We start from the raw sequence: 22,134 nt of genomic DNA, 5'->3' as shown, positions 1-22,134 counted from the left end.
GCCTTTCAAAACGCTTTAAACTAGCAATTATTTTAAAGTTACCATATAAGTTTTAGATCTACATTACGACTGCACTCTCATGATAAAAAGTGAGAATGTAATCGAGATACTTTTACCTATTGAACAGGTAATGAAACTGTTTAAAAATGAGGACTTTTTTCAATACTGGCAAAAAGGCTTAGTGAGTTCACGTCCTCTATCTGGCATTCCTGGAGAGGTGGGAAGTAAACGTGATATGAAAATTAAGGTAAGTGGCACCGTTATTCATATGAAAGAAGAGATTACCGCTGTAGATCTACCTCATCTTTGGGAAGCTACTTACCGCACTAGTGGTGTAGTTAATTTACAGAGTAACCGCTTTCGCGAAAGCGAAACTATCATAAAAAATGAAACAGTACCATCTACTTTATGGAAAGCTACAAGCATTTTTAAATTTACTGGTATGATGAGAATAATTGCTAAAACAAGACCTCAACTCTTTACTAGCCAAACCTATCAACACATGAAAGATTTTAAGATATTTGCAGAAAGTAAGACACCTATAAAGTAATAGTATTTATGAGAAAACTAAAATTAATTTGGGATTTTAAAGGTCCTGATTCTGAAAAAACTGCAGCACACCATCTTATCCATTTAAAGGAATATGTAAAGGATAATAAAATAGCTTCTCTAGCAACTGGAACAGAGCAAATAAATAAAAATCATTTCATAGCATTTCTAGCACTAGAAGAATTATTCATGCCAGCAGTACGAGATGCATTAAAACCACACCGAGGACAGTTATTTGAACCGTCTAATTAAGTTGATTCACTTTTTTAATTCAGAAAAATGCGTAATGGCACGTCTAGCTAATAAGTGAATTAAAGAAGCCCACACTAAAAGATATAAAACACGAGCGAGATAATAAAAATCTATAATATCGCTGTAAAAGGCGACTAACAGAAAAGTATTTGATAACAAAAAGCCGAATGATATGTAAAGATAATTACTATCTCCTGTACGGTTATCTAGTTGTAAATATGATATTACTGTAATAGAACAGTACACCATTCCTGCTACAGCATAAACATAATACACATATAATAACCAGTTTTCGATACTAAAAACTACAATCTCTAACAGGTAATTTAAAAAATAATAAAGCCCTGTATTAGTTAAAATTAAAATCAATAAGGTAGTTTTACTAATTGATTTCCAATTGATAAATTCATTTATAGAAACTATAAATAATAAAAATGTTGCCGTAGAGGTGATTAAAAAAAATAAATGTGGTATTGTTAAATGGAGATAAAGGTAAAAAACATCGGTAAGTACGAGTAACACTGCTCCTATTATAAATCTAGGAATTAAGTGTATTTTATATCTATACATTAAGTAACCACATCCCACAAGACTAGTCAGTAACCTACTCCATTTTAATATAGATACATCTTTTATATAAACCGAAACAAGATTTAATAACAACAAGGTTGCTATTATCACTATAAATTCTTTATATAAAAACCTTTTACTCAACTAATTCTTGCTTTTTCTAAAGATAGATCAATAAGATTAAGTGTCTGTTATGATAGATGAAATCAAAATCGCATATCGATTAAATACTTATTTATTGGTTAAAACGATATTATTATAGATAATTCACGTATTACATCCTTAAAATCTATTCAATAGAATAAGTTTAAGAACAATTAAAGTTGATTTTTAATTGTGTTTATAGAATGTTATAAAAGTCTCGTTTTGATTAATAAACTTTAGATTTGAAATTATATTACATTTTCATACGTTTCATAGATTATCCGTTTATTTAATTACTTTTCTCAAATGTCTATTACCTCCTTATTCACTACCATTTTAAAATCAGATCAGGTTTTAGGGCCTGATGATCTATCACATCGATATCATCACATATGGCACATGGATCAACCATTAAAAGCTTTATGTGTTTTACTACCAGAAACGACACAACAGGTAAGTGAGATTCTAAAAATTTGCTATGCAAAAGAGCTTCCTATAGTTGTTCATGGTGGATTAACTAATCTGGTAGGAAGTACAGAAACAACAGGCGATGAAGTAGTTATATCTACAGAAAGATTAAATAAAATTGAAGAAATAGACACCGCAAGTAGAACAATAACTGTGCAAGCAGGTGTTATTCTAGAAAACATACATAATGCAGCTGCAGAGAAAAAGCTCTTATTTCCATTAAATTTTGGAGCAAAAGGCAGCGCACAGATAGGTGGTATTATTTCTACTAATGCGGGAGGTTTAAGAGTCCTTAAATACGGCATGACTAGACAACTTATTTTAGGACTAGAAGCAGTAACCTCTGACGGCACAATAATCTCTTCTATGAAAAAGATTATTAAAGATAATAGCGCATATGACATAAAACAATTATTTATAGGTAGTGAAGGGACACTAGGCGTTATCACAAAAGCTATACTTAAACTAGAAGAGGCTCCACAAAGTCGCAATGCCGCATACATCGCGTTTAATCAATACGACCATGTGGTAAAATTTCTTAAATACATGGACAGTAGTCTCGCAGGTAAAATGAGCGGCTTTGAACTTATCTGGAAAAACAGTTATCAGCAAATGACTAGTGTAAGTGATGCTGTAAAACCACCGCTACCTTATGATTATAATTATTATGTATTAATTGAGGCCTTAGGTAGTGATCAAATAAAAGACCAAGAAGAATTTCAACATATATTAGAAAACGCATTAGAAAATGAATTAATTCTAGATGCGGTTATGGCGCAATCTCCTAGTGATATAGAGTGGTTTTTCAGAATTAGAGAAGATGTCAATAATCTGGTAGATTTCATGAAATACGACCAGCACTTTGATATAAGTCTGCCTATACCATTAATAGGCACTTATATAAAAGAGAGGTATAAAACTCTTGCTTTAATTAATGGTGTGGAACAGGTATATGCTTTTGGTCATGTGGCAGATGGTAACATACATTTCATTATAGGTAAAGAGAATTTAAAAGACGATCTTAAAAAAGAAATTGACCATTGTATATATGACGGTTTAAAAGATATAGGTGGATCTGTAAGTGCAGAACATGGTATAGGTACACATAAAAAAGATTACCTAAAACTATGTAGAACTACTGAAGAAATATCTTTAATGAAATCACTTAAAACATTAATGGATCCTAAAAACTTATTGAATCCTGGTAAGATTTTTTAAGTAGCGCAGCGGCTTTAACCGCTTCTTTTTGCAAATATGCCATGTAAGCATGCCTTACTAAAAAGAATAACGAAAATAAATAAGCTGCTCTATCGATTAAATAAAACAGCTTAGGCTCTATCTTATAATAAAAAGCGAGCATAGCAACAAAATCAGAAAATATTAAACCAAACAAAGCGTACATAAAGTAAGCGGTTCTAAAACTAAGACGTGTTGCATTTAAAAAAGCAGAGAACAAACAAGACACTAAACCAGTGAGGCCAGAGAGTTTTATAAGGTAATAGGCTAACTTACTTTGAAACAAATCACTTATATCTGACAAGGTAAAATGAAGTATATACACATTAAAGAGAAAAACTAGTATAAAAACAAGATAGTCCAAGATAGTAACGCGTCGCCATTGTATTTTTCTTAAAGCAGAAATACTTAACGTTAGATAAATTGCAATAGACCACATCGCATACGTCATTAAACCCAAATAATGTTCGTAAAAAATCATAGAAACATCAGAGCACACTAACATTATAAAAATGCTATAAATTATCTTATTCTTATAACTTATATAAAAATGAAAATAGAGTAACGCAGTTATTGAAGATAAAAGCCTCACTAACCTAAATATAGTGAGGTCAAAAAAGTATATCGTAATAATGTTTAAAACAACAAATATCAATGCAATAAAAAGCATCTGTTTATTTTTAGATAGTCTGTCTATTCTATTCATTTACATACATCTCAAGAACAAACATAATCATTAAATAACTTACTATGAATAATTTTAAAGCGCATATTTCAAATAATGAGGCTTAAAAAATGTTTTAAATGTTCACATAATATTTCTATCTTTTAAATAAAAAACAGTCCATAAGTCCTTTCTTATTTTATTTACATGTACAGTTTTTTACTAACGACACTCATTTAAAGCATAAAAATGTAGGTCTATTAAAAAAATATTTATCCATTAAAACCTCTCAGTTTTATAGCTGTGAGAACTTTTTTTGTGTAGAGTGGAAAATCTGCGTTTTGAATCCAGTTATAATAACCTGGCTCTTTTTCTAGAACGTCCACTATTCTTTTTCCTTTATGTTTTCCAAAGTTAAAACACTCTTCTCCTTGATCATTAAATGCTAGCATCCCAGCAAAATCAACAGGTTTTCTACGTGTAGAGAATTCTGCAAGCGATTTCATATCATTATCTAATTCTGGATAGCGATCTAACTGTCCTTTAAGAACCTCATAAGTTGCGATAGTATCAGCCTCTGCACTATGTGCGTTAGTAAGGTCTTTATCACAATAGAATTTATAAGCAGCAACTAGAGTACGCTGCTCCATTTTATGAAAGATGTTTTGCACATCTATAGCATTACGATTACCCATATCAAAATCTACACCAGCACGCAACATCTCTTCGGCAAGAAGTGGAATATCAAATCTATTAGAATTAAATCCAGCAAGGTCAGAGTCTTTTATAATATTATGCACCTCGTGTGCTCTTTCCTTAAAAGTAGGCTCATCTTTAACCATATCATCACTTACACCATGTATAGCAGTGGTTTCTGCTGGAATAGGGATGGTAGGATTAACTTTAAAAGTATATGTTTTTTCTTCTCCATTAGGAAAAACCTTATGTATAGAAATCTCAACGATTCTATCTTTAGAAATATTGGTTCCTGTGGTTTCTAGGTCAAAAAAGCAAATAGGTCTGTTGAGTTGCAAATTCATAATAATATGGGATATTTATTTTAAAGGATCCGCTTTCGCGAAAGCGGAACAACCACTAATACAAAAACAGAAATTAACTAACTTTACAAATATAAGTTTGTGCTGGGCAGCTAGGCACAAAATTTGAATGCATTTATTAAAATATTATCATGAAACTTATTACTATTCTTTTTTTACTCTTATTTATCACTCCAGAACAAAATTCTCATAAAGGCATAGATATAACTGTGCGCAATGAGCGTAGAAGCATTGTGTACGTAGCAGAAAACACGACCGACAAGGATATAGATCTTTTCTTCAGGGTAGCGAGTACCGGTTTTAGACGCAGCGCAGACCGACCTATGATTACCACCATACCTGCAAAAAAGAAAATAGACCTTATAGAATTAATACCTCTTAAAGGTGCTGACACGATACATTCTTACATGGCAATAGTTACAGAAAAAGATAATAGCATGATTTTTAAAAAATCGGACTCTGTAGTGAAACAAGTAAGACGTGTGACGCCTAATGGTAATTAAACGACTTATATTTTACTAAATAGTTCTTTGCGCAATAAAACTAACAACACGACTAGGTAGAATAGATAGTTAAATAAATATGCCATGACTACACCTTCTTCTCGATAAATGGGTATGAAATATAAAGAGAGTAAATAAAAAGATAGAATACTAAGAATCTCTGCGGCTAGGTAACGCCATAAATCGTTTATTGCGATAAATCTAAACGCGATTACAGTAGTAATTACCTTTATAAAATCACCTAATAATTGCCATTTAAAAAGCGGTTGTGTCCCATCAAATTCTTTAGTAAATAGTATGGAAAGAATTAAATTTCTAGAAAAATAGATAGTTACTAATCCTGCTATAACTATAGGCAGCATCGTTTTATAAAAATGCACTATAGTTTTTCTATAATTCTTAAGGCTACTATCCTTACTTAGACGAGGTAATATATAAAGACTCACTAAGCTGGTTACAAAAAGCATGTAATAACCAGAAATACGCACTACAGCTTCCCACCATCCAGCAGCTACATCACTCACCTCTACCCTAACTGTATTACGCACTAGAATATTAACAAAAGGTATGAGCAATGTACTAAATAATGCCATCGCACTATATTTTAATAGTTGCCCACTTATACGCTTATCAAAATTAAAGGCTAGTAATTCTTTAAGTGGTTCTAGAGACTCTACTCTAGTAAACCAAAACCAAACTGCTGCCACACATTGCGCAAATGGAACTAGCGCAATAGCATAAAGCGCTCCAGTTAAATTATGCTCAAAACTTAAATAAGCTGATATTAAAAAAACAATTAAGCTAATTATAATATGGAGCGTAATAAATTTTTTATGCCATTCATATCCTTGCATCAAACTGGTTATAAAAATGAAAAGAACATAAAATGGCAACCCTATGGCAAACAATTTAAATACTAGAGAAAAATCTGCCTCTACGGCTATGAGTTCTTGATCTAGCCATCTTGCCGAAAAAAATATAACAACAGCAACAACTATACTGGTTATAAGAGACATGGCCCAACCAGTATTGATCGTCTTTTTTAAAACTAACGGATTCTCCTTATGCTCTGCCGTGTTTTTAACGAGTCCATTTTCAAGGCCTAAAGAGGCAAAACTCCATACTCCTTGTGTAAAATTGCGTAGGTTGCCTAATACACCCATTCCTGCGGCACCTACATAATTTGCAAGAACCCATGACATAACTGCTCCAGTTGCTATCTTAATGAGTATGTAAATAGAATTAAAACCTGCTACTTTGAGTAGTAGATTTTTATTGAGTTTATTGATCAGTCTTCTCATTTAATAAGCATTTACTGCCTTTATAATGCGATCTACATCTCCATTACTCAATAAGGGATGGCATGGTAAACTTACCTCGGTACGATGCAACTCTTCGGTAACAGGAAAACTAAGATGATTCAATTCTTTAAATGCCACTTGTTGATGTGGAGGTATTTCATAATGTATACTAGTACCTATACCTATATGATCTAGGTAATCCATAAATACTTTTCTATTATCAACATAGGTAGGGAAAACATGTGATACACAGTTATTCAAAAAATCTACCGGTAATAATTTTACTTTTTTATTATCAATATGCTGGTAATAATAGCTAGCTATCTCTACCCTTCTATCATTATCAACATCGAGTTGTGGTAATCTATTTAATAAGAAACCAGCTTGTAATGGATCTATTCTAGAGTTAACCCCTATAACATGATTTACAAATCTACTCTCTCTACCATAATTAGCCACTTTACGACACATGGCTGCTAGCTCAAAATCGTTAGTGGTAATTGCACCTGCATCTCCTAATGCACCTAAATTTTTAGTAGGGTAGAAAGAAAAAGCGCTAGCACGAGCTAGATTACCAGATTTCACTCCTTTATTATTAACTGCGCCATGGGATTGTGCGGTATCGCAATAGATAGGTAAAGATTTATCTTTTGCAAACGCGTACACCTCATCTTTAACTAACTTACCATAAATATCTACCGCTACAATAGCATCGTATGAGATGGTCGTATTTTTAAGTACACCAGCAGTTAGAGTAAGTTCTTCTACGTCCACAGGTACAGGTTGCATTCCTGCATGTATGATACTTAAAAATGTAGCGATATATGTGTGTGCCGGCACTAATATAGAAGCATTTTGTGGTAAATTACCTAGAGCAACGTCTGCCTTTAAAATAATAGTTAAAGCATCTAACCCATTTCCAGTTCCTATACAATGATTTGTACCACAGTAGGTTGAAAATTCTTTCTCAAATCGATCTACATATTCACCTCCTATAAATCTGCCAGAAGTATGGATTTCTTTAAATGACACGAGGTCCTCCTGAGCAAACCTATCGTTAAGCGGTTTAAGGTCTAGATATGGAGTGTAAGGTGGAGTCATCTCAATCATTGATATTTAACGAATATATTAAAACTAAAGTCCTTTTAATTAAAAGCGTCTACTATGTCTACCAGATTTCCTAGTAAACCCAGGACTAGTAGAATAAATAAAAATGTATTAATTCCTATACCGACGTACTTTTTCCAGTGGTAATTTTCTTTAATACTCAACAAGCTTAAAACAAAACCCATAACCACAGTAACAAAAAACAAGGTCATCAAATAACCTGTAATATCATTAATATTATTTCCTGCAGTTCTAGTCGTATAAGATAGTAAAGTAAAGACTAACAGTAGCACACTAGAAAAAATGGCCATGTGAAAAGATCGCTTTGTATTCTTCATTTGTTAATATTCTGTTGCAAACATAACTGCTTTTTTCAATTTTATAGATAACACTACTTAACATTGCTTAACGGCTCATTAGCACCTCAAACAGGGTCATTGTATTAAATTTGTACCATCATAAGATTAGAAGTTCTTGTTTAGATTATTGAATTAGCCTTTAATTAATTGTAAACACCTCAATATATTATGAAAAAGAAAAATAAGTTAAGTTTGGTTGGTAAAACCGCTAGTGAATAAGTGTCTCATAAGACCTTTTACTAGTGGTTTTTATCATTTATAGAGTTTTTAAAGCTCAATCACCCATCTTTTCCACTCTTCTTCTACACAACCTAATTGCTTCTTAAAACGCAACAACCCTTCATTTACAGTACCATCACGCTCATTTACTGGCCCATAATCCATTATAGAAAACCCTTTTCTTTTAAACTCTTTCATCGCTTCCATATAGATAAATCCCACAGCATCAGTTTTCATACCTTTTAATGAACTGGCTGCATATTGAGATTTTACTACTTTACCTTTTAAAAAAAATGTAATACCTGCAAGTAATTCTCCATCCCGCCACGCATTGTGTTGAACTATTTGTTCAGGAAATCTAGAGTGTAACAGCTCTACCTCTTCTACATGATGTACTGGCCTAGATGCGTGTCTAGATGCTAATTGAGGTATAAGTACAAGATTCCAAAAAGATTTAAAATCAGCTTCTTTTTCAATAATTATATCTTTAAATTTTCCGTTACGATATCCGACACTCTTTTTAGCAGAAACATTAATCTCTTCTTCTAGATTCACATATTGATTATGTAAAACACGATTTATCTTAAACCCATAATTTTTTAGTGACTTTGCTATTTCAGTATTAATAGTATGATAGGATAATGGTGGTGGTTGTAATTCCGCTTTCGCGAAAGCGTGCCCCTTAACATACCCCACAAATAACTCTAACACTAAGTCTATATTCTGGGCGCTAATTTTGTTTAAAATCAAACCTCCATAACTCAAACCGCGATGGCTATAAATAGAATCCTGAACCGTGTGTGCAGGAATACAACAAATTAATCTGTCCTTATTAAAAATAAGCAAACTATGATCTTTAAACCGGTCGTTATGGTAGTCCATAAAATCTCTATGCAATAGAAATGTCCCATTAATAGAATGATCTATAAAATCATTCCATACTCGTTTAAGATCAGGATGGTACGGTTGTATCGTTAAAGTCAAAAACTAATGTAATTTAATGCTAAGATAAGAGAATGCTACACCTTTAAACAAGCTTAGTAGTCAGTAAAAATATAGAGCAAAAAAAAGCAGATTCTTGCGAATCTGCTTTTTTCAATATTCATAACTTAATCAGTGATTAAGAAAGTTGTTTTCCAGCACGTTTGCGTTCCCCTTCATCTAGAATAACTTTACGTATTCTTAAGAAGTTAGGAGTTACTTCCACATACTCATCTTTCTGGATATATTCTAGGGCTTCTTCTAGAGTAAATTTCACTGGTGGAGCGATCTTTACTTTATCATCATTACCTGCACTACGCACGTTAGAAAGTTTCTTAGTTTTAGTAAGGTTAATTGCTAGATCATCAGGTCTAGAATTTTCACCTACTACCTGACCACCATAAATCTCTTCACCTGGGGCGATAAAGAATTTACCACGATCTTGTAATTTATCCATAGAGTAAGGAATAGAAGTTCCTTTTTCCATAGAGATCATAGAACCGTTAATACGGCCTGCTATTTCACCTTTATAAGGTTCAAAACCTACAAAACGGTGATTCATAATCGCCTCACCAGCAGTAGCAGTGATTAATTGGTTTCTTAAACCTATGATACCACGAGAAGGGATTTTAAATTCACAAACCATACGTTCACCCTTAGGCGCCATACTAGTCATTTCACCTTTTCTCAAAGTAACCATTTCAACAGCTTTACCACTTACCGCTTCTGGTAAATCGATAGTAAGCTCTTCTATAGGCTCACATTTAACACCATCTATTTCTTTAATAATAACCTGTGGCTGTCCTATCTGTAATTCATAACCTTCACGACGCATGGTTTCAATTAATACAGAAAGGTGTAGTACCCCACGACCGAAAACCATAAACTTATCTGCACTACCAGTATCATGTACCTGTAGAGCAAGATTCTTTTCTAGTTCTTTAGTAAGACGGTCATTAATGTGACGAGATGTTACAAATTTACCATCCTTACCGAAGAAAGGAGAATCGTTAATTGTAAACAACATACTCATCGTAGGCTCATCGATAGCGATAGTTTCCATCGCTTCAGGGTTTTCAAAATCTGCAACACTATCACCTATTTCAAAACCTTCTAGTCCTACTATAGCACAAATATCACCAGCCATTACTTCTTCTACTTTGGCTTTTCCCATACCATCAAAGACATAAACCTCTTTGACTTTAGTTTTAGTTTGAGAACCGTCACGCTTACAAAGAGTTACGTTTTGACCTTCTTTAATAGAACCTCTCTTAATACGTCCTATCGCGATACGACCAGTATAGTTAGAGAAATCTAGAGAAGTAATCAATAATTGAGTAGTACCATCTTCTACTTTAGGGGCAGGTACATGCTTAATAACCATATCTAGAAGTGGCTCGATGTTAGTCGTCTCATTCTTCCAGTCGTCAGACATCCAGTTATTCTTTGCACTACCGTAAACAGTAGGGAAATCCAGTTGCCATTCTTCAGCACCTAATTCAAACATTAAGTCAAAAACAGATTCATGCACCTCATCAGGAGTACAATTTTCTTTATCTACTTTATTTACTACAACACAAGGCTTTAGACCTAGGTCTATCGCTTTTTGCAACACAAAACGAGTTTGTGGCATCGGTCCTTCAAATGCATCTACTAGAAGTAGCACACCATCGGCCATATTTAATACACGTTCTACCTCACCACCAAAATCGGCGTGACCAGGAGTATCAATAATATTAATTTTTGTTCCTTTATACATTACCGATACGTTCTTTGCTAGGATGGTAATCCCGCGTTCACGCTCGATGTCATTGTTATCAAGGATCAATTCTCCAGTGGATTCATTCTCACGGAAAATCTCACAGTGGTGTAAAATCTTGTCTACTAACGTAGTCTTACCGTGGTCTACGTGAGCAATAATTGCAATGTTTCTAATGTCTTTCATAAAAATAACGCTTGTTAGCGGCTGCAAAAATAGGCTTATTTATTGGTTTTTAGCGGTTTATTAGCATAATTAAGCCATTTATCTCAAATACCTGATTTTCAACTAGATTTATTGTTATTAGTTTCGCTTTCGCGAAAGCGAGATTATTACTACTATAAATCTCCATAAAATGTTCCTATATTTCGTGCGTAAAAAAAATCTATTTTAAGACAATGAAAAAGCTATTTACTATTCTATTTCTCTTACTATTAAGCTGTAAAAACGAAGGGTATAAAAACGGTGTCTTAAAGAACGCCATGGAAGATATCTCTGAAGAATCTAAGCCTGCATTTTCACAAGCGCAAAATATAGAATTTGCCTACGTGAACGCACCGTCTGGTTTAAACTATAGAATAGAACCCAAAGGAACTATTTTAGGCAAATTTATGAACGGGCAGGAAGTACGCATAGTTGAGCGTACGGCAATTTATGAAGAGGTCTTAGACTCTCAAGAAGTAAAAAAAGGAGAATGGGTAGGTGTTGCTTTTAAAAAAGATACGGTTTACGTTTTTGATGCCTTCTTATCATCTCAAAAAAGCGATAGGGATATCTGGTCTCAATTCCCAGTTAGAAAAACGCCGTTTATAGACTCCACAAACTTTGATAATGTAAAGAAACATTACGCTCTCAATAAAGATGATATAGAGGTGCTGCAACTTAAAAAACTGTATCCTGATATAAATCAACACGACCACAATTATAGGTTTTACGTATCTTACCAGCTGCCATCTAACTATTACAAGACTATAGTCCTAAATGTGTTCAAGGGAGATCATGAATTAGAGTCGGTACTTATTCCATATGACCAGGACGATAGGATCATACAATTCTATGAAGGTGATCAAGAAGGTGATTTACCTTCTGTAAACGCATTGATCATTACCTATGATGACATCGTAGAAGGCTGGTCTAAAAAAATCGCCTATTTAAAAAACGATTGCATCACTGTTATAAATGAAGTCTACACCGACCCACCAGGTATAGATTCTACTCTATACCATATAAATGGTCTTAACGAGATTAATAAAGTTGAATTAGATTTTCAAAACAACATAAGACCTAATGAAAAAATTGAATTAAATACGGTTTATACAGACACTTTACAATTTAAAAACTATAATGATGACTATGACTATTTTTTCTTAACAGGTATTAAGAATGATAAAGATATATCACTTATCTACAACTGGGATATGACAGCTGATAAGGATTTTAAAGAAAATGATATTTTAAAAGTGACCTGGAAAATGGATAGTATTTATACTGCTGGCGATGGAGAGACTTTAAGTTTTTATGAAACGGCGATAGACGCGGTTTTAATAAGCAACTAAAATAAAAATGCGGTATTTGTTTTACAAATACCGCATTTAATCAATGAGTTAACAGTTTTTAAGACTCAGATTTATTAGAAGCAAGTACAGCTAGATTGTAAACTACTAGTCCAAAACCGATCTTGTTAATCGCATCACCGATGTTGTAAACTACGTCCAGACTAAGTCCTCCAAAAATACCCTCGTACCATCCTGGAGTCCCTGCCATGTAACCTATAGGGTAAATAGCCCATCCTACTAGTACAAACCAGCATAATGTTTTGTGTGCTGCCAGCACATCGCCTCCAGCTGCAAGAGCTAGTTTTTTTGCCTTACCGAACCATATATCATAAACAATTACAAAGTAAGCAATCCCTGATACAAGACCCCACAACCAGGCATTATCGCGATCTACAGCTTCTCCAAAGTAACCAGTAACTAACATTACTACAGACAGAAAGATTAATCTCCACATGAGGGATTTTTTTGCTCCTGCTACTTTTAAAATTAAATAGAATTCCACACACATTAATGGTACGGTAAGCACCCAATCCACGTATCTAAAGAACACTGGCGACTCTGCAAAGGAGGACCAGTAATCTCTCATATACCAATAATGTACTGCTGCAATAAAGGTAATAATTCCTGAGACTAGAATAGAAGTGCGCCATTTCTTGTCAAAACTACTCAGTGATAAGAAAAAGAAAGCACTTGCAGCCATCATGGCCATGCAACCTACAAAAAATGAAAAGCCTACATAATCGTCAGCAGCTAATCTAGCTACTTCTACAGTTAAAGATAAATTTATCATAATTAAGTTATTTTGTTTAGGTAAATTTACAAAACATTAAACGATAGTGTCTAACCTTTACCTGTTAAACTTAAACAAAACTTTTGATAAACTCTTCTTCAAATTTGTACAATATTATTTTAGTACTCAGCTTTTTAGCCCTTTGGATCGCGATTCAAATACCAGAAAATCTAGAATATTACATAGGTTATTTTTTAGTTTTAACCATAGGAATAGGCCATGGAGCAAATGACTTAAGGATTTATTTTAATCACAGAAGGATGAGCATAAAAAAAAGTATAGCATTTACCGCTCTATACGCAATGGCTGTTCTTATTGGTTTTGGTTTGTTCTTTTTGCAACCAGCTGCTGTTCTTGGATTATTTCTTGTGGTAAGCGGTTACCATTTTGGTGAAGAACATTTTGAAAGGTTCTCTTGGAATTCTTCTATGTTAAAAAAACTGTTTGAAACCTTTTATGGTTTAAATATCATTCTTTGTTTGTTATACCTAAATGCGACCGATAGCTTACCTGTCATAAAAGATCTCACCACTCTAGAGCTGTCTGGTATTTCATTAGAGTGGTCTTTTTACACCGTTTCCCTTCTTACTTTACTCACAGGTTTTTTTATGTTCAAAAATGTAAAGGCTACTTTAATTTTTAAGGAGCTATTATACTTGATTATTATATTTATAATTTTTAAAACAAGTAGTCTAATTTGGGGATTTACCATTTACTTTATTTTGTGGCACAGCATTCCATCGATACACCACCAGATAATATATCTTCATGATAAGGTAAACAGAGTCTCTGTGTTAGATTATTTAAAGGCATCCATATTCTACTGGATTGCGTCGCTGTTTATGCTAGGTGGTCTTTATTATTTCCTTAAAGAAGACCTCACGCTGCTGTTATCCATTATAGTAGCGTTTTTAGGTGGTATTACATTCCCTCATGTTTTTGTAATGAATAAACTGCATAATTGAATAAAGAGTTTGTGTATGTTTCGCTTTCGCGAAAGCGATAACAATTTAAGCATCTATTACAATTACTTTACCCTTATGCCATTTTAATGTATCGCTTCATAAATTAGATTTATAATAAGAATACTATAAAAACAGTATCAAGATCTTACCTTTGCAACTGATACAAAAATATCAATTTTTATGAGTCAAGTTAAAGCAGATGACACTATCAAAGTGCATTACACAGGGAAATTAAAATCTACCGGACAGGTTTTTGACAGTTCTCTAGATAGAGAGCCATTAGAAGCTCAACTAGGTCAGGGAGCGTTGATACCAGGTTTTGAAAAAGGCCTTGTAGACATGAAGATTAATGAAAAGAAAACTATTGAGATCCCTAAGGAAGAAGCTTATGGAGAAATCATTCAAGAGCTTTTTCATAAAGTACCTAAGGAGCAATTACCACAAGAAGTAAAACCAGAAGTAGGCATGGGATTAATTTCTCAAAATCCTGATGGTTCTGAGCGCCAGTTACGTGTTGCACAAGTTGAAGAAGATCACATCGTTGTAGATGCAAATCACCCACTTGCAGGTCACGATCTTGTATTTGAATTAGAGGTTTTAGAAATTAACTAATAGGTTAACTTTTTTACATAGAGTCCCATCGAGTTTATTCTCGATGGGACTCTTTTTTATTAATAATGTAGTTTTTTATATTAGAGGTACGTTATATAGACTTTAAAACAAATTTTAAATACATACTTAAGAATATGGATAGAGTCATGAAACAAGGACATATTTAAAGGTCAAAAATCTTCTAAAGTTTCCTCACAGACCTAATACTTATGAAAATCGTAAAATATTTTTTTTCTAAATCCAAAGCAATTATTTTGAGCTCATAATAACAGTGTACCGTCTTTATGGGTAAGAAGCGGTAATATAATTTTATATTTTAGTGAGTTATTTAATGGAAAAATTAGATCTCTATCGCACCACAGCTTGTTCCGTAACTTTTATTAGAAAAAGAAGTACGGTGACAATTTTACTAGTGAGATTTAATGGGTAACTAAATACTAGTCACCATCTCTATTATTTCATTGATAACAAAGCACTTTAAAATCTTGAACATAAAGGCATGAAATGGTATCTTTGCTATCTTCTAAAATTGAGTCAAAAATATGTTTAATAATTTAACTGACAAACTAGATAAAGCTATGCATGTTCTTAAAGGACATGGAAGCATTACTGAAGTTAACGTTGCAGATACTCTTAAAGAAATACGTCGCGCCCTTGTGGATGCAGATGTTAACTATAAAATCGCAAAAGAATTTACATCTAGAGCCAAAGAAAAAGCTCTAGGTCAAGGTGTATTAACTACTCTTAAACCAGGACAGCTACTTACAAAAATTGTAAAGGATGAGCTTACTGAATTAATGGGAGGCGATGTAGCTGGAATTAACTTAAGTGGTAATCCTAGCATTATTCTTATGTCTGGTTTACAAGGGTCTGGTAAAACTACCTTTTCTGGTAAGCTTGCTAAGTTTCTTAAAACTAAAAAGAGTAAAAAACCTCTTTTAGTAGCCTGTGATATCTATCGCCCTGCCGCAATAGACCAGTTGCATGTCGTAGGAGAAAGTGTAGGTGTAGAGGTTTTTTCTAATCGTGAAGAGAAAAACCCTGTTAAGATTTCTGAGGCGGCTATCGCATATGCAAAGCAAAATGGCTTTAATGCAGTAATTATAGATACCGCTGGACGTCTAGCTGTGGATGAGCAAATGATGACCGAAATTGCTGATGTACACGCAGCGATTCAACCACATGAGACTCTTTTTGTGGTAGACTCTATGACAGGACAAGATGCTGTAAACACTGCAAAGGCGTTTAATGATAGACTTAATTTTGACGGTGTTATACTTACAAAATTAGATGGTGATACTCGTGGTGGAGCCGCACTTTCTATTAAGTCTGTAGTTAATAAACCTATTAAATTTATAGGAACTGGTGAAAAAATGGAGGCTATCGACATTTTCTATCCAGAACGTATGGCAGACCGTATTCTAGGTATGGGAGACGTTATCTCTCTGGTAGAACGTGCGCAGGAACAATTTGACGAGGAGCAGGCTAGAAAGTTGAGTAAAAAAATCGCAAAGAACCAATTCGGTTTTGATGATTTTCTTTCTCAAATCCAGCAAATTAAAAAAATGGGTAATATGAAGGATCTTATGGGCATGATTCCTGGTGCAGGAAAAATGCTTAAAGATGTAGACATAGATGATGACGCGTTTAAAGGTATCGAGGCTATCATACACTCGATGACTATTGAAGAACGTACTAAACCGCAAGTAATCAATGGCTCTCGTAAAAAACGTATTGCTAAAGGTAGCGGGACAACGGTTACAGAAGTAAATCAATTGCTTAAACAATTTGACCAGATGAGTAAAATGATGAAAATGATGCAAGGCGGCAAAGGAAAAGCTATGATGAATGCTTTAGGAAAAATGAAATAAATAACATTTTTTAAATTTTATGATATAGAAAAAATCCCCAAGTTAACACTTGGGATTTTTTTTTCTAATAAATTAAGCAACGTAAAGCTTATCGTTAACAAATAGATAATAAATGTAGTCGATTTAATTTCTTAATTTGACTCTTATTAACCAATTTTACCACGGAAATAACCATCACACACAACTTATGATTATTCTAGACGGAAAAAAAACCAGTAATGATATTAAGAACGAGATCACAGATACCGTTCAAGCAATGAAAGATAACGGTGAGAAAGTACCTCATCTTGCAGCCGTTATCGTAGGTAATGATGGCGCGAGTCTTACATATGTAGGTTCTAAGGTGCGCGCTTGTGAACGTGTAGGTTTTGAAAGCACTATGGTGCGCATGCCTAACACGACTAGCGAGACAGAGCTACTTAAAGAAATTAAAAAGTTAAACGATAATCCAGAGATAGATGGGTTTATTGTACAACTACCTTTACCTAAACAAATTGATACTCAAAAAGTATTGATGGCAGTAGATCCAGATAAAGATGTTGATGGATTTCACCCTACTAACTTTGGTAGAATGGCGCTAGATATGAGCACATTTATTCCTGCAACACCATTCGGTATTCTAGAATTATTAGATCGATATGGTGTAGACACAAAAGGTAAGCATACGGTGGTTATAGGTAGATCTCACATAGTAGGAAGACCTATGAGTATCTTAATGGGTAGAAAAGGATTTCCTGGTAACTCTACAGTAACACTTACACACAGTCACACTAAGAATATTACACAAATTACATCACAAGCAGACATTATAATCACAGCACTAGGAGTTCCAGGATTCTTAAAAGCAGAAATGGTAAAAGATGATGCAGTGATTATAGATGTAGGTATTACTCGTGTGCCAGATGAATCTCGTGAACGTGGTTACTATATCACTGGAGACGTAGATTTTAAAAATGTTGCAAAAAAAGCTAGCTACATCACGCCGGTTCCTGGTGGTGTAGGCCCTATGACCATAGCCATGTTGTTAAAAAACACATTACTTGCTAGAGAACGCCATAGAGCTGCAAACAGATATTAAAGATGAGATAAATAAAATCCTTGTCTAGCAAAATAAGAATGCTAGACAAGGATTTTTTTATGTACCTAACTAACCATAAAAAGTAAGGTCATTGAATAAAATTCAAATGCACTGATCAACGTACCTCATCAACTCTTTATCCTCATAACCACTTATTTTACCGATTAAGTGAATAAAAAGTACAAATACTACCTTTTAATGAGTCTTTAAAATTATTTTTGTTCTCAACACATTCACAATATGAAAAATACTTTTAAACTCATACTAGCTTTATTATTAGTAACCACTCTTGCCAGCGCGCAGAAAAAAGAATCTTATCAATCTTTAATGATGGAATACTTTTCTGTCAGTGGTATTGATGCAGAATATGAAGGTGCTTATGATGGTATGGTTAAAATGGTACAAAACGCATATCAAAGTCAAGAAGTACCAGCAGATACGTGGCAAAAACTCTATGAAAATAAAAATGTTTCTGTTGCAAAGTTTAAAGGAATCCTTGCATCAGAATACCGTACTGTTTTTGAGGATAAAAAAGACCTGCGCAATTTGATTAAGTTCTACTCTTCTAACACTGGTATCCAATACAGAAAAAACAGAGAAGGAATGACAGATAGTCAAAGAGCAGAGCTGCAAACTTTTAAGGAATCTCCTACTGGATTAAAACTATTCAGTCGTGTTACTCAAATTAATAAAGCAAAAGAAAGCGCCAGTGTATACTGGTCTAGAGAATTAATTTGCTCTGTAACTACACAGCTCAAAGAACAAGGCTATCAAAGCTCTATGCACATGCCTAGCTGTAATTAATGGAAGATTTTCTTAAAAAATTACCTCATCTAGCACAGCAAAACAAAAAAGAAAACTCAGATTACTTTAAAAAACTGCGCAAGAAAAAACCTAAAGGTCTGGACGGTAAAGTTCAAGAAATACACAACGAGGTATTTGAAGAAGTGGATTGTTTAAAGTGTGCCAACTGCTGTAAAACTACTGGCCCACTCTTTACACATATAGATATTAATAGAATATCAAAACATTTTAGAATGAAACCTAGTGACTTGATCGATCAGTTTTTAAAAATCGATGAAGATCAAGACTATGTCCTACAACAGACCCCTTGTCATTTTTTAGGTGCAGATAATTATTGCTCTATCTATGACGTAAGACCTAAAGCTTGTAGAGAATACCCACATACAGATAGAAGAAAAATTTATCAAATAGGAACACTCACCGTTAAAAATACAAGCATTTGCCCAGCTGCTTTTAAAATAGTAGAGCTTATGAAATCACGTATTAACTCCTAATCAAAAGAAGTTTAAAACATCTTAAACGTTATATTTATTCTAAATCATAGCCAAGAATAGTTAAACCGTAACTAATTATTCCATTGTATCAATATATTTGTTAAGATGAGAAGGTTACTGATTATTTTTACACTATTTATTATTTGCACAGCATGTGACAACAGGCCTGTAGCGACCGTTACAACCATAGGGCAAGACGGTCTTAGAGAAACAGTTCTACCTGGTGATAAGATTAAAGTGATAAATTTTTGGGCCACGTGGTGTGCACCTTGCGTAGAAGAATTACCTTATTTTGAAAGTATAAGTAGTTCTTACCTAAGAGAAGTTGATATGATTTTTATTTCTCTAGACAATAAGAATAATATTCAAAGTGTCGTAAATCCATTTCTTAAAAAGAATGAAATTAAATCCACTGTTCTTTTATTAGACGACCCATATGCTGCAGAATGGATACCCATAGTAGACCAACACTGGGATGGTGCAATTCCTGTAACTTTAATCATTTCAAAAAATAAAAAACAGTTTTATAATAAAGCATTATCAAAAGTAGATTTAGAAAATGCTATAAAGGAATTCTTATGAAAACTTTAAAAATTCTAACCATTGCAGTCGTGGGCGCTGTTATTATTGCAATAGTGTCTGGCATGTTAAAAACGCAAGAGCGTCCTGATCTTTTTGCACAACGTCCTGTACCCCATAAAGAAAATAAAAAGAAAACTTCTAAAAAAGAAAAAGTAAATACCCTCAAAGGATACAGCATAGGAGACGCTGCAACAGATTTTTCACTTAAAAACATAGATGGAAAAATAGTATCTCTCAAAAATTATGAAAATGCTAAGGGTTTTATGGTCATTTTTACCTGCAATCACTGTCCCTATAGTGCCGCTTACGAAGATCGCATCATTGAATTAGATAAGAAATATAAAAACTTAGGTTATCCTGTTATAGCGATTAATCCTAATAATCCCGAAGAATATCCATCAGATAGTTTTGATGAAATGAAGGTAAGAGCAAAGCAAAAAGGATTTACCTTTCCTTATTTAGTAGACGCCGGCCAGAAAATTCACCCACAGTATGGCGCCACTAAAACGCCCCATGCCTTCTTACTTAAAAAAGAAGGAAATCAAAACATCGTTAAATACATCGGTGCGATAGATGATAATTATCATGATAAAAATGCAGTGAAAAACAACTATCTAGAAGACGCTGTACAGTCACTAATAAGTGGAGAAAAAATAGCTGTAACCACCTCCACAGCTATAGGATGTCGCATTAAGTAAACAACTATAATTAATTTCTATACAGGCTCATGATGTACTCATGGGCTTTTTACATTTAGAGCGTTATAAATTGTATTTTTGCATAAAATTTAACTCATGATTCTTGAACAGTATTACACAAAGTGTCTCGCTCAAGGAACCTATTATATTGCTTCAAAGGGTGAGGCTGTAGTCATAGATCCTTTGAGAGAAGTACAACAGTACATTGATCGTGCAGCACAAGATGGTGTAAAGATTAAGTATATTTTTCTTACTCATTTCCACGCAGACTTTGTCTCTGGTCATGTAGATCTAGCAGATAAAACAGGCGCAACTATAGTTATAGGACCTCATGCTGTTACTAGTTACGCTTTCGCGAAAGCGGAACACCTACAAACATATAACGTAGGAGACATAACTCTTCAATTACTGCACACTCCTGGACATACTATGGAATCTTCTTGCTATTTATTAAGAGATGCCGAAGGAAAAGAACAAGCTATTTTTACTGGAGACACTCTATTTATAGGTGATGTAGGGAGACCAGATCTTGCTGCAAAATCAGATCTAACCACTGAAGACCTAGCCGGTTATTTATACGATTCTCTTAGAAATCATATCATGCCTTTGCCAGATCACGTGATGGTATATCCGGCGCACGGTGCAGGTAGCGCCTGTGGTAAAAGTATGAGTAAAGAAACTAGCGACACGTTAGGTAATCAAAAGAAGACCAACTATGCTCTTAATCCACAACTGGATAGGCAGGCTTTTATAAAAGAAGTAACCGATGGTATTGCACCACCACCTGGCTATTTCCCTAAGAACGTATCCATGAATAAAGGTGTTAATTCTAGCATCGATGAAATTATCGCTAGAGGAATCACTCCACTTAAACTCAACTCATTTAAAGCACTTGCCGAAGATGAGGACTACCTAGTTCTGGACGTGAGATCACCACAAGAATATACCGCTGGCTCTATTCCAGGATCTTGGTTTATAGGTTTAGATGGACAGTTTGCTCCATGGATAGGAGCTCTTATTGAAGACATAGATCAAAAGATAATAATCGTTGCCCCTAGTGGTAGAGAAGAAGAAACGGTGACTAGACTTGCTCGAGTAGGTTATGATAATGCTCAAGGTTATCTAGAAGGTGGTTTTGATACTTGGAAAAATAGTGAGAACGAAATATCTGTAATTAAAAACATCACTGCTCAAGATTTTATAGACGGCCTAGAAGATGGCAGTATTAAAAATCCCATCGACAGTCGTAAACCTGGAGAATATGAAGCTGGCCACATAGATAATGTGCCTATGCATACTCTAGAGTTAGTTCATGAAGAGGTGAAAAATCTTAATCCTCAAGATACCTATCACGTGCATTGTGCTGGTGGTTATAGATCTGTTATATTTTCAAGTATAGCAATAGCTAAAGGTGTACCTAACATGGTAAATGTAGAAGGTGGTTACGGTGCGATCAAGAAAACAAATCTAAAAAATCAAACAATAGTTGCCACGAGCAGCTGTTCCCTATAAAC

Annotated in this window: 23 protein-coding genes; 14 read left to right on the top strand and 9 right to left on the bottom strand. The window is 34.0% G+C overall.

What is annotated here, in order from left to right; genetic code table 11:
- Positions 1-79: 79 nt before the first annotated feature.
- Both Q0838_RS11075 and Q0838_RS11070 read left to right on the top strand, forming a co-directional pair.
- Positions 80-550: an SRPBCC family protein gene (locus Q0838_RS11075; RefSeq protein WP_298954858.1), complete on the top strand. Its 471-nt coding sequence runs from the start codon at positions 80-82 to the stop codon at positions 548-550.
- A gap of 8 nt (positions 551-558) precedes the next feature.
- Complete coding sequence (locus Q0838_RS11070) at positions 559-801, top strand: hypothetical protein (RefSeq protein WP_298954856.1); 243 nt, start codon at positions 559-561, stop codon at positions 799-801.
- A 6-nt stretch (positions 802-807) separates the two neighbouring features.
- Here the strand turns inward: Q0838_RS11070 and Q0838_RS11065 are convergent, their stop codons facing one another.
- Entirely contained in the window at positions 808-1,371 is a 564-nt protein-coding gene (locus Q0838_RS11065) for a hypothetical protein (protein ID WP_298954855.1), read from the bottom strand.
- A gap of 450 nt (positions 1,372-1,821) precedes the next feature.
- Here Q0838_RS11065 and Q0838_RS11060 point away from each other — a divergent pair, with 450 nt between their 5' ends.
- Positions 1,822-3,201 (top strand): FAD-binding oxidoreductase, encoded by a 1,380-nt coding sequence (locus Q0838_RS11060; protein WP_298954853.1) that lies wholly within the window; start codon positions 1,822-1,824, stop codon positions 3,199-3,201.
- On the opposite strand, the gene Q0838_RS11055 is transcribed toward Q0838_RS11060, so the two are convergent.
- Together Q0838_RS11055 and Q0838_RS11050 are read right to left on the bottom strand one after the other, a co-directional pair.
- The gene (locus Q0838_RS11055; protein WP_298954850.1) at positions 3,167-3,925 is read right to left on the bottom strand and encodes a hypothetical protein; all 759 of its coding nucleotides are present in this window, start codon (positions 3,923-3,925) and stop codon (positions 3,167-3,169) included. The two genes, Q0838_RS11060 and Q0838_RS11055, sit on opposite strands and share 35 nt — an antisense overlap.
- A 230-nt stretch (positions 3,926-4,155) precedes the next feature.
- Positions 4,156-4,923: a 3'-5' exonuclease gene (locus tag Q0838_RS11050; protein WP_298954848.1), complete on the bottom strand. Its 768-nt coding sequence runs from the start codon at positions 4,921-4,923 to the stop codon at positions 4,156-4,158.
- A 149-nt stretch (positions 4,924-5,072) separates the two neighbouring features.
- On the opposite strand from Q0838_RS11050, the gene Q0838_RS11045 reads away from it, so the two are divergent.
- The gene (locus Q0838_RS11045; protein ID WP_298954846.1) at positions 5,073-5,444 is read left to right on the top strand and encodes a hypothetical protein; all 372 of its coding nucleotides are present in this window, start codon (positions 5,073-5,075) and stop codon (positions 5,442-5,444) included.
- 5 nt (positions 5,445-5,449) lie between these two features.
- Here Q0838_RS11045 and Q0838_RS11040 read toward each other — a convergent pair whose 3' ends face one another.
- The 5 genes from Q0838_RS11040 to typA all read right to left on the bottom strand — a co-directional run bounded on the left by Q0838_RS11040 (position 5,450) and on the right by typA (position 11,356).
- Complete coding sequence (locus Q0838_RS11040; protein ID WP_298954844.1) at positions 5,450-6,745, bottom strand: O-antigen translocase; 1,296 nt, start codon at positions 6,743-6,745, stop codon at positions 5,450-5,452.
- On the bottom strand, positions 6,746-7,846 hold the full coding sequence (locus Q0838_RS11035; protein WP_298954842.1) for a DegT/DnrJ/EryC1/StrS family aminotransferase: 1,101 nt from the start codon (positions 7,844-7,846) through the stop codon (positions 6,746-6,748).
- A 44-nt stretch (positions 7,847-7,890) separates the two neighbouring features.
- A complete protein-coding gene (locus tag Q0838_RS11030) occupies positions 7,891-8,190 on the bottom strand; it encodes a hypothetical protein (RefSeq protein WP_298954840.1) in 300 nt (99 codons plus the stop codon).
- A 288-nt stretch (positions 8,191-8,478) separates the two neighbouring features.
- Complete coding sequence (locus Q0838_RS11025; protein WP_298954838.1) at positions 8,479-9,414, bottom strand: hypothetical protein; 936 nt, start codon at positions 9,412-9,414, stop codon at positions 8,479-8,481.
- Between the two features lie 136 nt (positions 9,415-9,550).
- Positions 9,551-11,356, bottom strand: a complete 1,806-nt coding sequence (typA, locus tag Q0838_RS11020) for a translational GTPase TypA (RefSeq protein WP_298954836.1) — start codon at positions 11,354-11,356, stop codon at positions 9,551-9,553.
- A gap of 212 nt (positions 11,357-11,568) precedes the next feature.
- Between typA and Q0838_RS11015 the strand changes: the two genes are divergently transcribed.
- Positions 11,569-12,726, top strand: coding sequence for a hypothetical protein (locus Q0838_RS11015; RefSeq protein WP_298954834.1), 1,158 nt, complete (start codon positions 11,569-11,571; stop codon positions 12,724-12,726).
- A 58-nt stretch (positions 12,727-12,784) separates the two neighbouring features.
- On the opposite strand, the gene Q0838_RS11010 is transcribed toward Q0838_RS11015, so the two are convergent.
- A complete protein-coding gene (locus Q0838_RS11010) occupies positions 12,785-13,516 on the bottom strand; it encodes a bacteriorhodopsin-like (RefSeq protein ID WP_298954832.1) in 732 nt (243 codons plus the stop codon).
- A gap of 104 nt (positions 13,517-13,620) precedes the next feature.
- On the opposite strand from Q0838_RS11010, the gene Q0838_RS11005 reads away from it, so the two are divergent.
- From Q0838_RS11005 to Q0838_RS10965, 9 genes are all read left to right on the top strand, one after another.
- Complete coding sequence (locus Q0838_RS11005) at positions 13,621-14,481, top strand: Brp/Blh family beta-carotene 15,15'-dioxygenase (RefSeq protein WP_298954830.1); 861 nt, start codon at positions 13,621-13,623, stop codon at positions 14,479-14,481.
- A gap of 180 nt (positions 14,482-14,661) precedes the next feature.
- Positions 14,662-15,093, top strand: a complete 432-nt coding sequence (locus tag Q0838_RS11000; RefSeq protein ID WP_298954829.1) for a peptidylprolyl isomerase — start codon at positions 14,662-14,664, stop codon at positions 15,091-15,093.
- A 542-nt stretch (positions 15,094-15,635) separates the two neighbouring features.
- The gene (ffh, locus tag Q0838_RS10995; RefSeq protein WP_298954826.1) at positions 15,636-16,964 is read left to right on the top strand and encodes a signal recognition particle protein; all 1,329 of its coding nucleotides are present in this window, start codon (positions 15,636-15,638) and stop codon (positions 16,962-16,964) included.
- A gap of 187 nt (positions 16,965-17,151) precedes the next feature.
- Positions 17,152-18,042, top strand: coding sequence for a tetrahydrofolate dehydrogenase/cyclohydrolase catalytic domain-containing protein (locus Q0838_RS10990; RefSeq protein ID WP_298954824.1), 891 nt, complete (start codon positions 17,152-17,154; stop codon positions 18,040-18,042).
- Positions 18,043-18,282: 240 nt separating this feature from the next.
- Entirely contained in the window at positions 18,283-18,846 is a 564-nt protein-coding gene (locus Q0838_RS10985) for an excinuclease ABC subunit B (protein ID WP_298954822.1), read from the top strand.
- Positions 18,846-19,340 carry a YkgJ family cysteine cluster protein gene (locus Q0838_RS10980; protein ID WP_298954820.1) on the top strand — a complete coding sequence of 165 codons (495 nt, stop codon included), beginning with the start codon at positions 18,846-18,848 and terminating at the stop codon, positions 19,338-19,340. Before Q0838_RS10985 ends, Q0838_RS10980 begins: the two co-directional genes overlap by 1 nt.
- Positions 19,341-19,445: 105 nt before the next feature.
- Positions 19,446-19,922, top strand: coding sequence for a TlpA disulfide reductase family protein (locus tag Q0838_RS10975; RefSeq protein WP_298954818.1), 477 nt, complete (start codon positions 19,446-19,448; stop codon positions 19,920-19,922).
- Positions 19,919-20,620 (top strand): thioredoxin family protein, encoded by a 702-nt coding sequence (locus Q0838_RS10970; RefSeq protein WP_298954816.1) that lies wholly within the window; start codon positions 19,919-19,921, stop codon positions 20,618-20,620. Before Q0838_RS10975 ends, Q0838_RS10970 begins: the two co-directional genes overlap by 4 nt.
- 96 nt (positions 20,621-20,716) lie before the next feature.
- Complete coding sequence (locus Q0838_RS10965) at positions 20,717-22,132, top strand: MBL fold metallo-hydrolase (protein WP_298954815.1); 1,416 nt, start codon at positions 20,717-20,719, stop codon at positions 22,130-22,132.
- The last annotated feature ends 2 nt before the right edge of the window (positions 22,133-22,134 follow it).

Origin of the sequence: uncultured Nonlabens sp., assembly GCF_947495285.1 — a bacterium.
Taxonomy (GTDB): Bacteria; Bacteroidota; Bacteroidia; order Flavobacteriales; family Flavobacteriaceae; genus Nonlabens.
The sequence above is the reverse complement of the archived record's forward strand: the minus strand, read 5'-3'. Positions and strand labels throughout refer to the sequence as shown.

Excerpts from the sequence above, each read along its gene's own strand:
- Q0838_RS11075 (WP_298954858.1), top strand. The coding sequence starts at position 80 with ATGATAAAAAGTGAGAATGTAATCGAGATACTTTTACCTATTGAACAG.
- Q0838_RS11070 (WP_298954856.1), top strand. The coding sequence starts at position 559 with ATGAGAAAACTAAAATTAATTTGGGATTTTAAAGGTCCTGATTCTGAA.
- Q0838_RS11065 (WP_298954855.1), bottom strand. The coding sequence starts at position 1,371 with ATGTATAGATATAAAATACACTTAATTCCTAGATTTATAATAGGAGCA.
- Q0838_RS11060 (WP_298954853.1), top strand. The coding sequence starts at position 1,822 with ATGTCTATTACCTCCTTATTCACTACCATTTTAAAATCAGATCAGGTT.
- Q0838_RS11055 (WP_298954850.1), bottom strand. The coding sequence starts at position 3,925 with ATGAATAGAATAGACAGACTATCTAAAAATAAACAGATGCTTTTTATT.
- Q0838_RS11050 (WP_298954848.1), bottom strand. The coding sequence starts at position 4,923 with ATGAATTTGCAACTCAACAGACCTATTTGCTTTTTTGACCTAGAAACC.
- Q0838_RS11045 (WP_298954846.1), top strand. The coding sequence starts at position 5,073 with ATGAAACTTATTACTATTCTTTTTTTACTCTTATTTATCACTCCAGAA.
- Q0838_RS11040 (WP_298954844.1), bottom strand. The coding sequence starts at position 6,745 with ATGAGAAGACTGATCAATAAACTCAATAAAAATCTACTACTCAAAGTA.
- Q0838_RS11035 (WP_298954842.1), bottom strand. The coding sequence starts at position 7,846 with ATGACTCCACCTTACACTCCATATCTAGACCTTAAACCGCTTAACGAT.
- Q0838_RS11030 (WP_298954840.1), bottom strand. The coding sequence starts at position 8,190 with ATGAAGAATACAAAGCGATCTTTTCACATGGCCATTTTTTCTAGTGTG.
- typA (WP_298954836.1), bottom strand. The coding sequence starts at position 11,356 with ATGAAAGACATTAGAAACATTGCAATTATTGCTCACGTAGACCACGGT.
- Q0838_RS11015 (WP_298954834.1), top strand. The coding sequence starts at position 11,569 with ATGAAAAAGCTATTTACTATTCTATTTCTCTTACTATTAAGCTGTAAA.
- Q0838_RS11010 (WP_298954832.1), bottom strand. The coding sequence starts at position 13,516 with ATGATAAATTTATCTTTAACTGTAGAAGTAGCTAGATTAGCTGCTGAC.
- Q0838_RS11000 (WP_298954829.1), top strand. The coding sequence starts at position 14,662 with ATGAGTCAAGTTAAAGCAGATGACACTATCAAAGTGCATTACACAGGG.
- ffh (WP_298954826.1), top strand. The coding sequence starts at position 15,636 with ATGTTTAATAATTTAACTGACAAACTAGATAAAGCTATGCATGTTCTT.
- Q0838_RS10990 (WP_298954824.1), top strand. The coding sequence starts at position 17,152 with ATGATTATTCTAGACGGAAAAAAAACCAGTAATGATATTAAGAACGAG.
- Q0838_RS10985 (WP_298954822.1), top strand. The coding sequence starts at position 18,283 with ATGAAAAATACTTTTAAACTCATACTAGCTTTATTATTAGTAACCACT.
- Q0838_RS10980 (WP_298954820.1), top strand. The coding sequence starts at position 18,846 with ATGGAAGATTTTCTTAAAAAATTACCTCATCTAGCACAGCAAAACAAA.
- Q0838_RS10975 (WP_298954818.1), top strand. The coding sequence starts at position 19,446 with ATGAGAAGGTTACTGATTATTTTTACACTATTTATTATTTGCACAGCA.
- Q0838_RS10970 (WP_298954816.1), top strand. The coding sequence starts at position 19,919 with ATGAAAACTTTAAAAATTCTAACCATTGCAGTCGTGGGCGCTGTTATT.
- Q0838_RS10965 (WP_298954815.1), top strand. The coding sequence starts at position 20,717 with ATGATTCTTGAACAGTATTACACAAAGTGTCTCGCTCAAGGAACCTAT.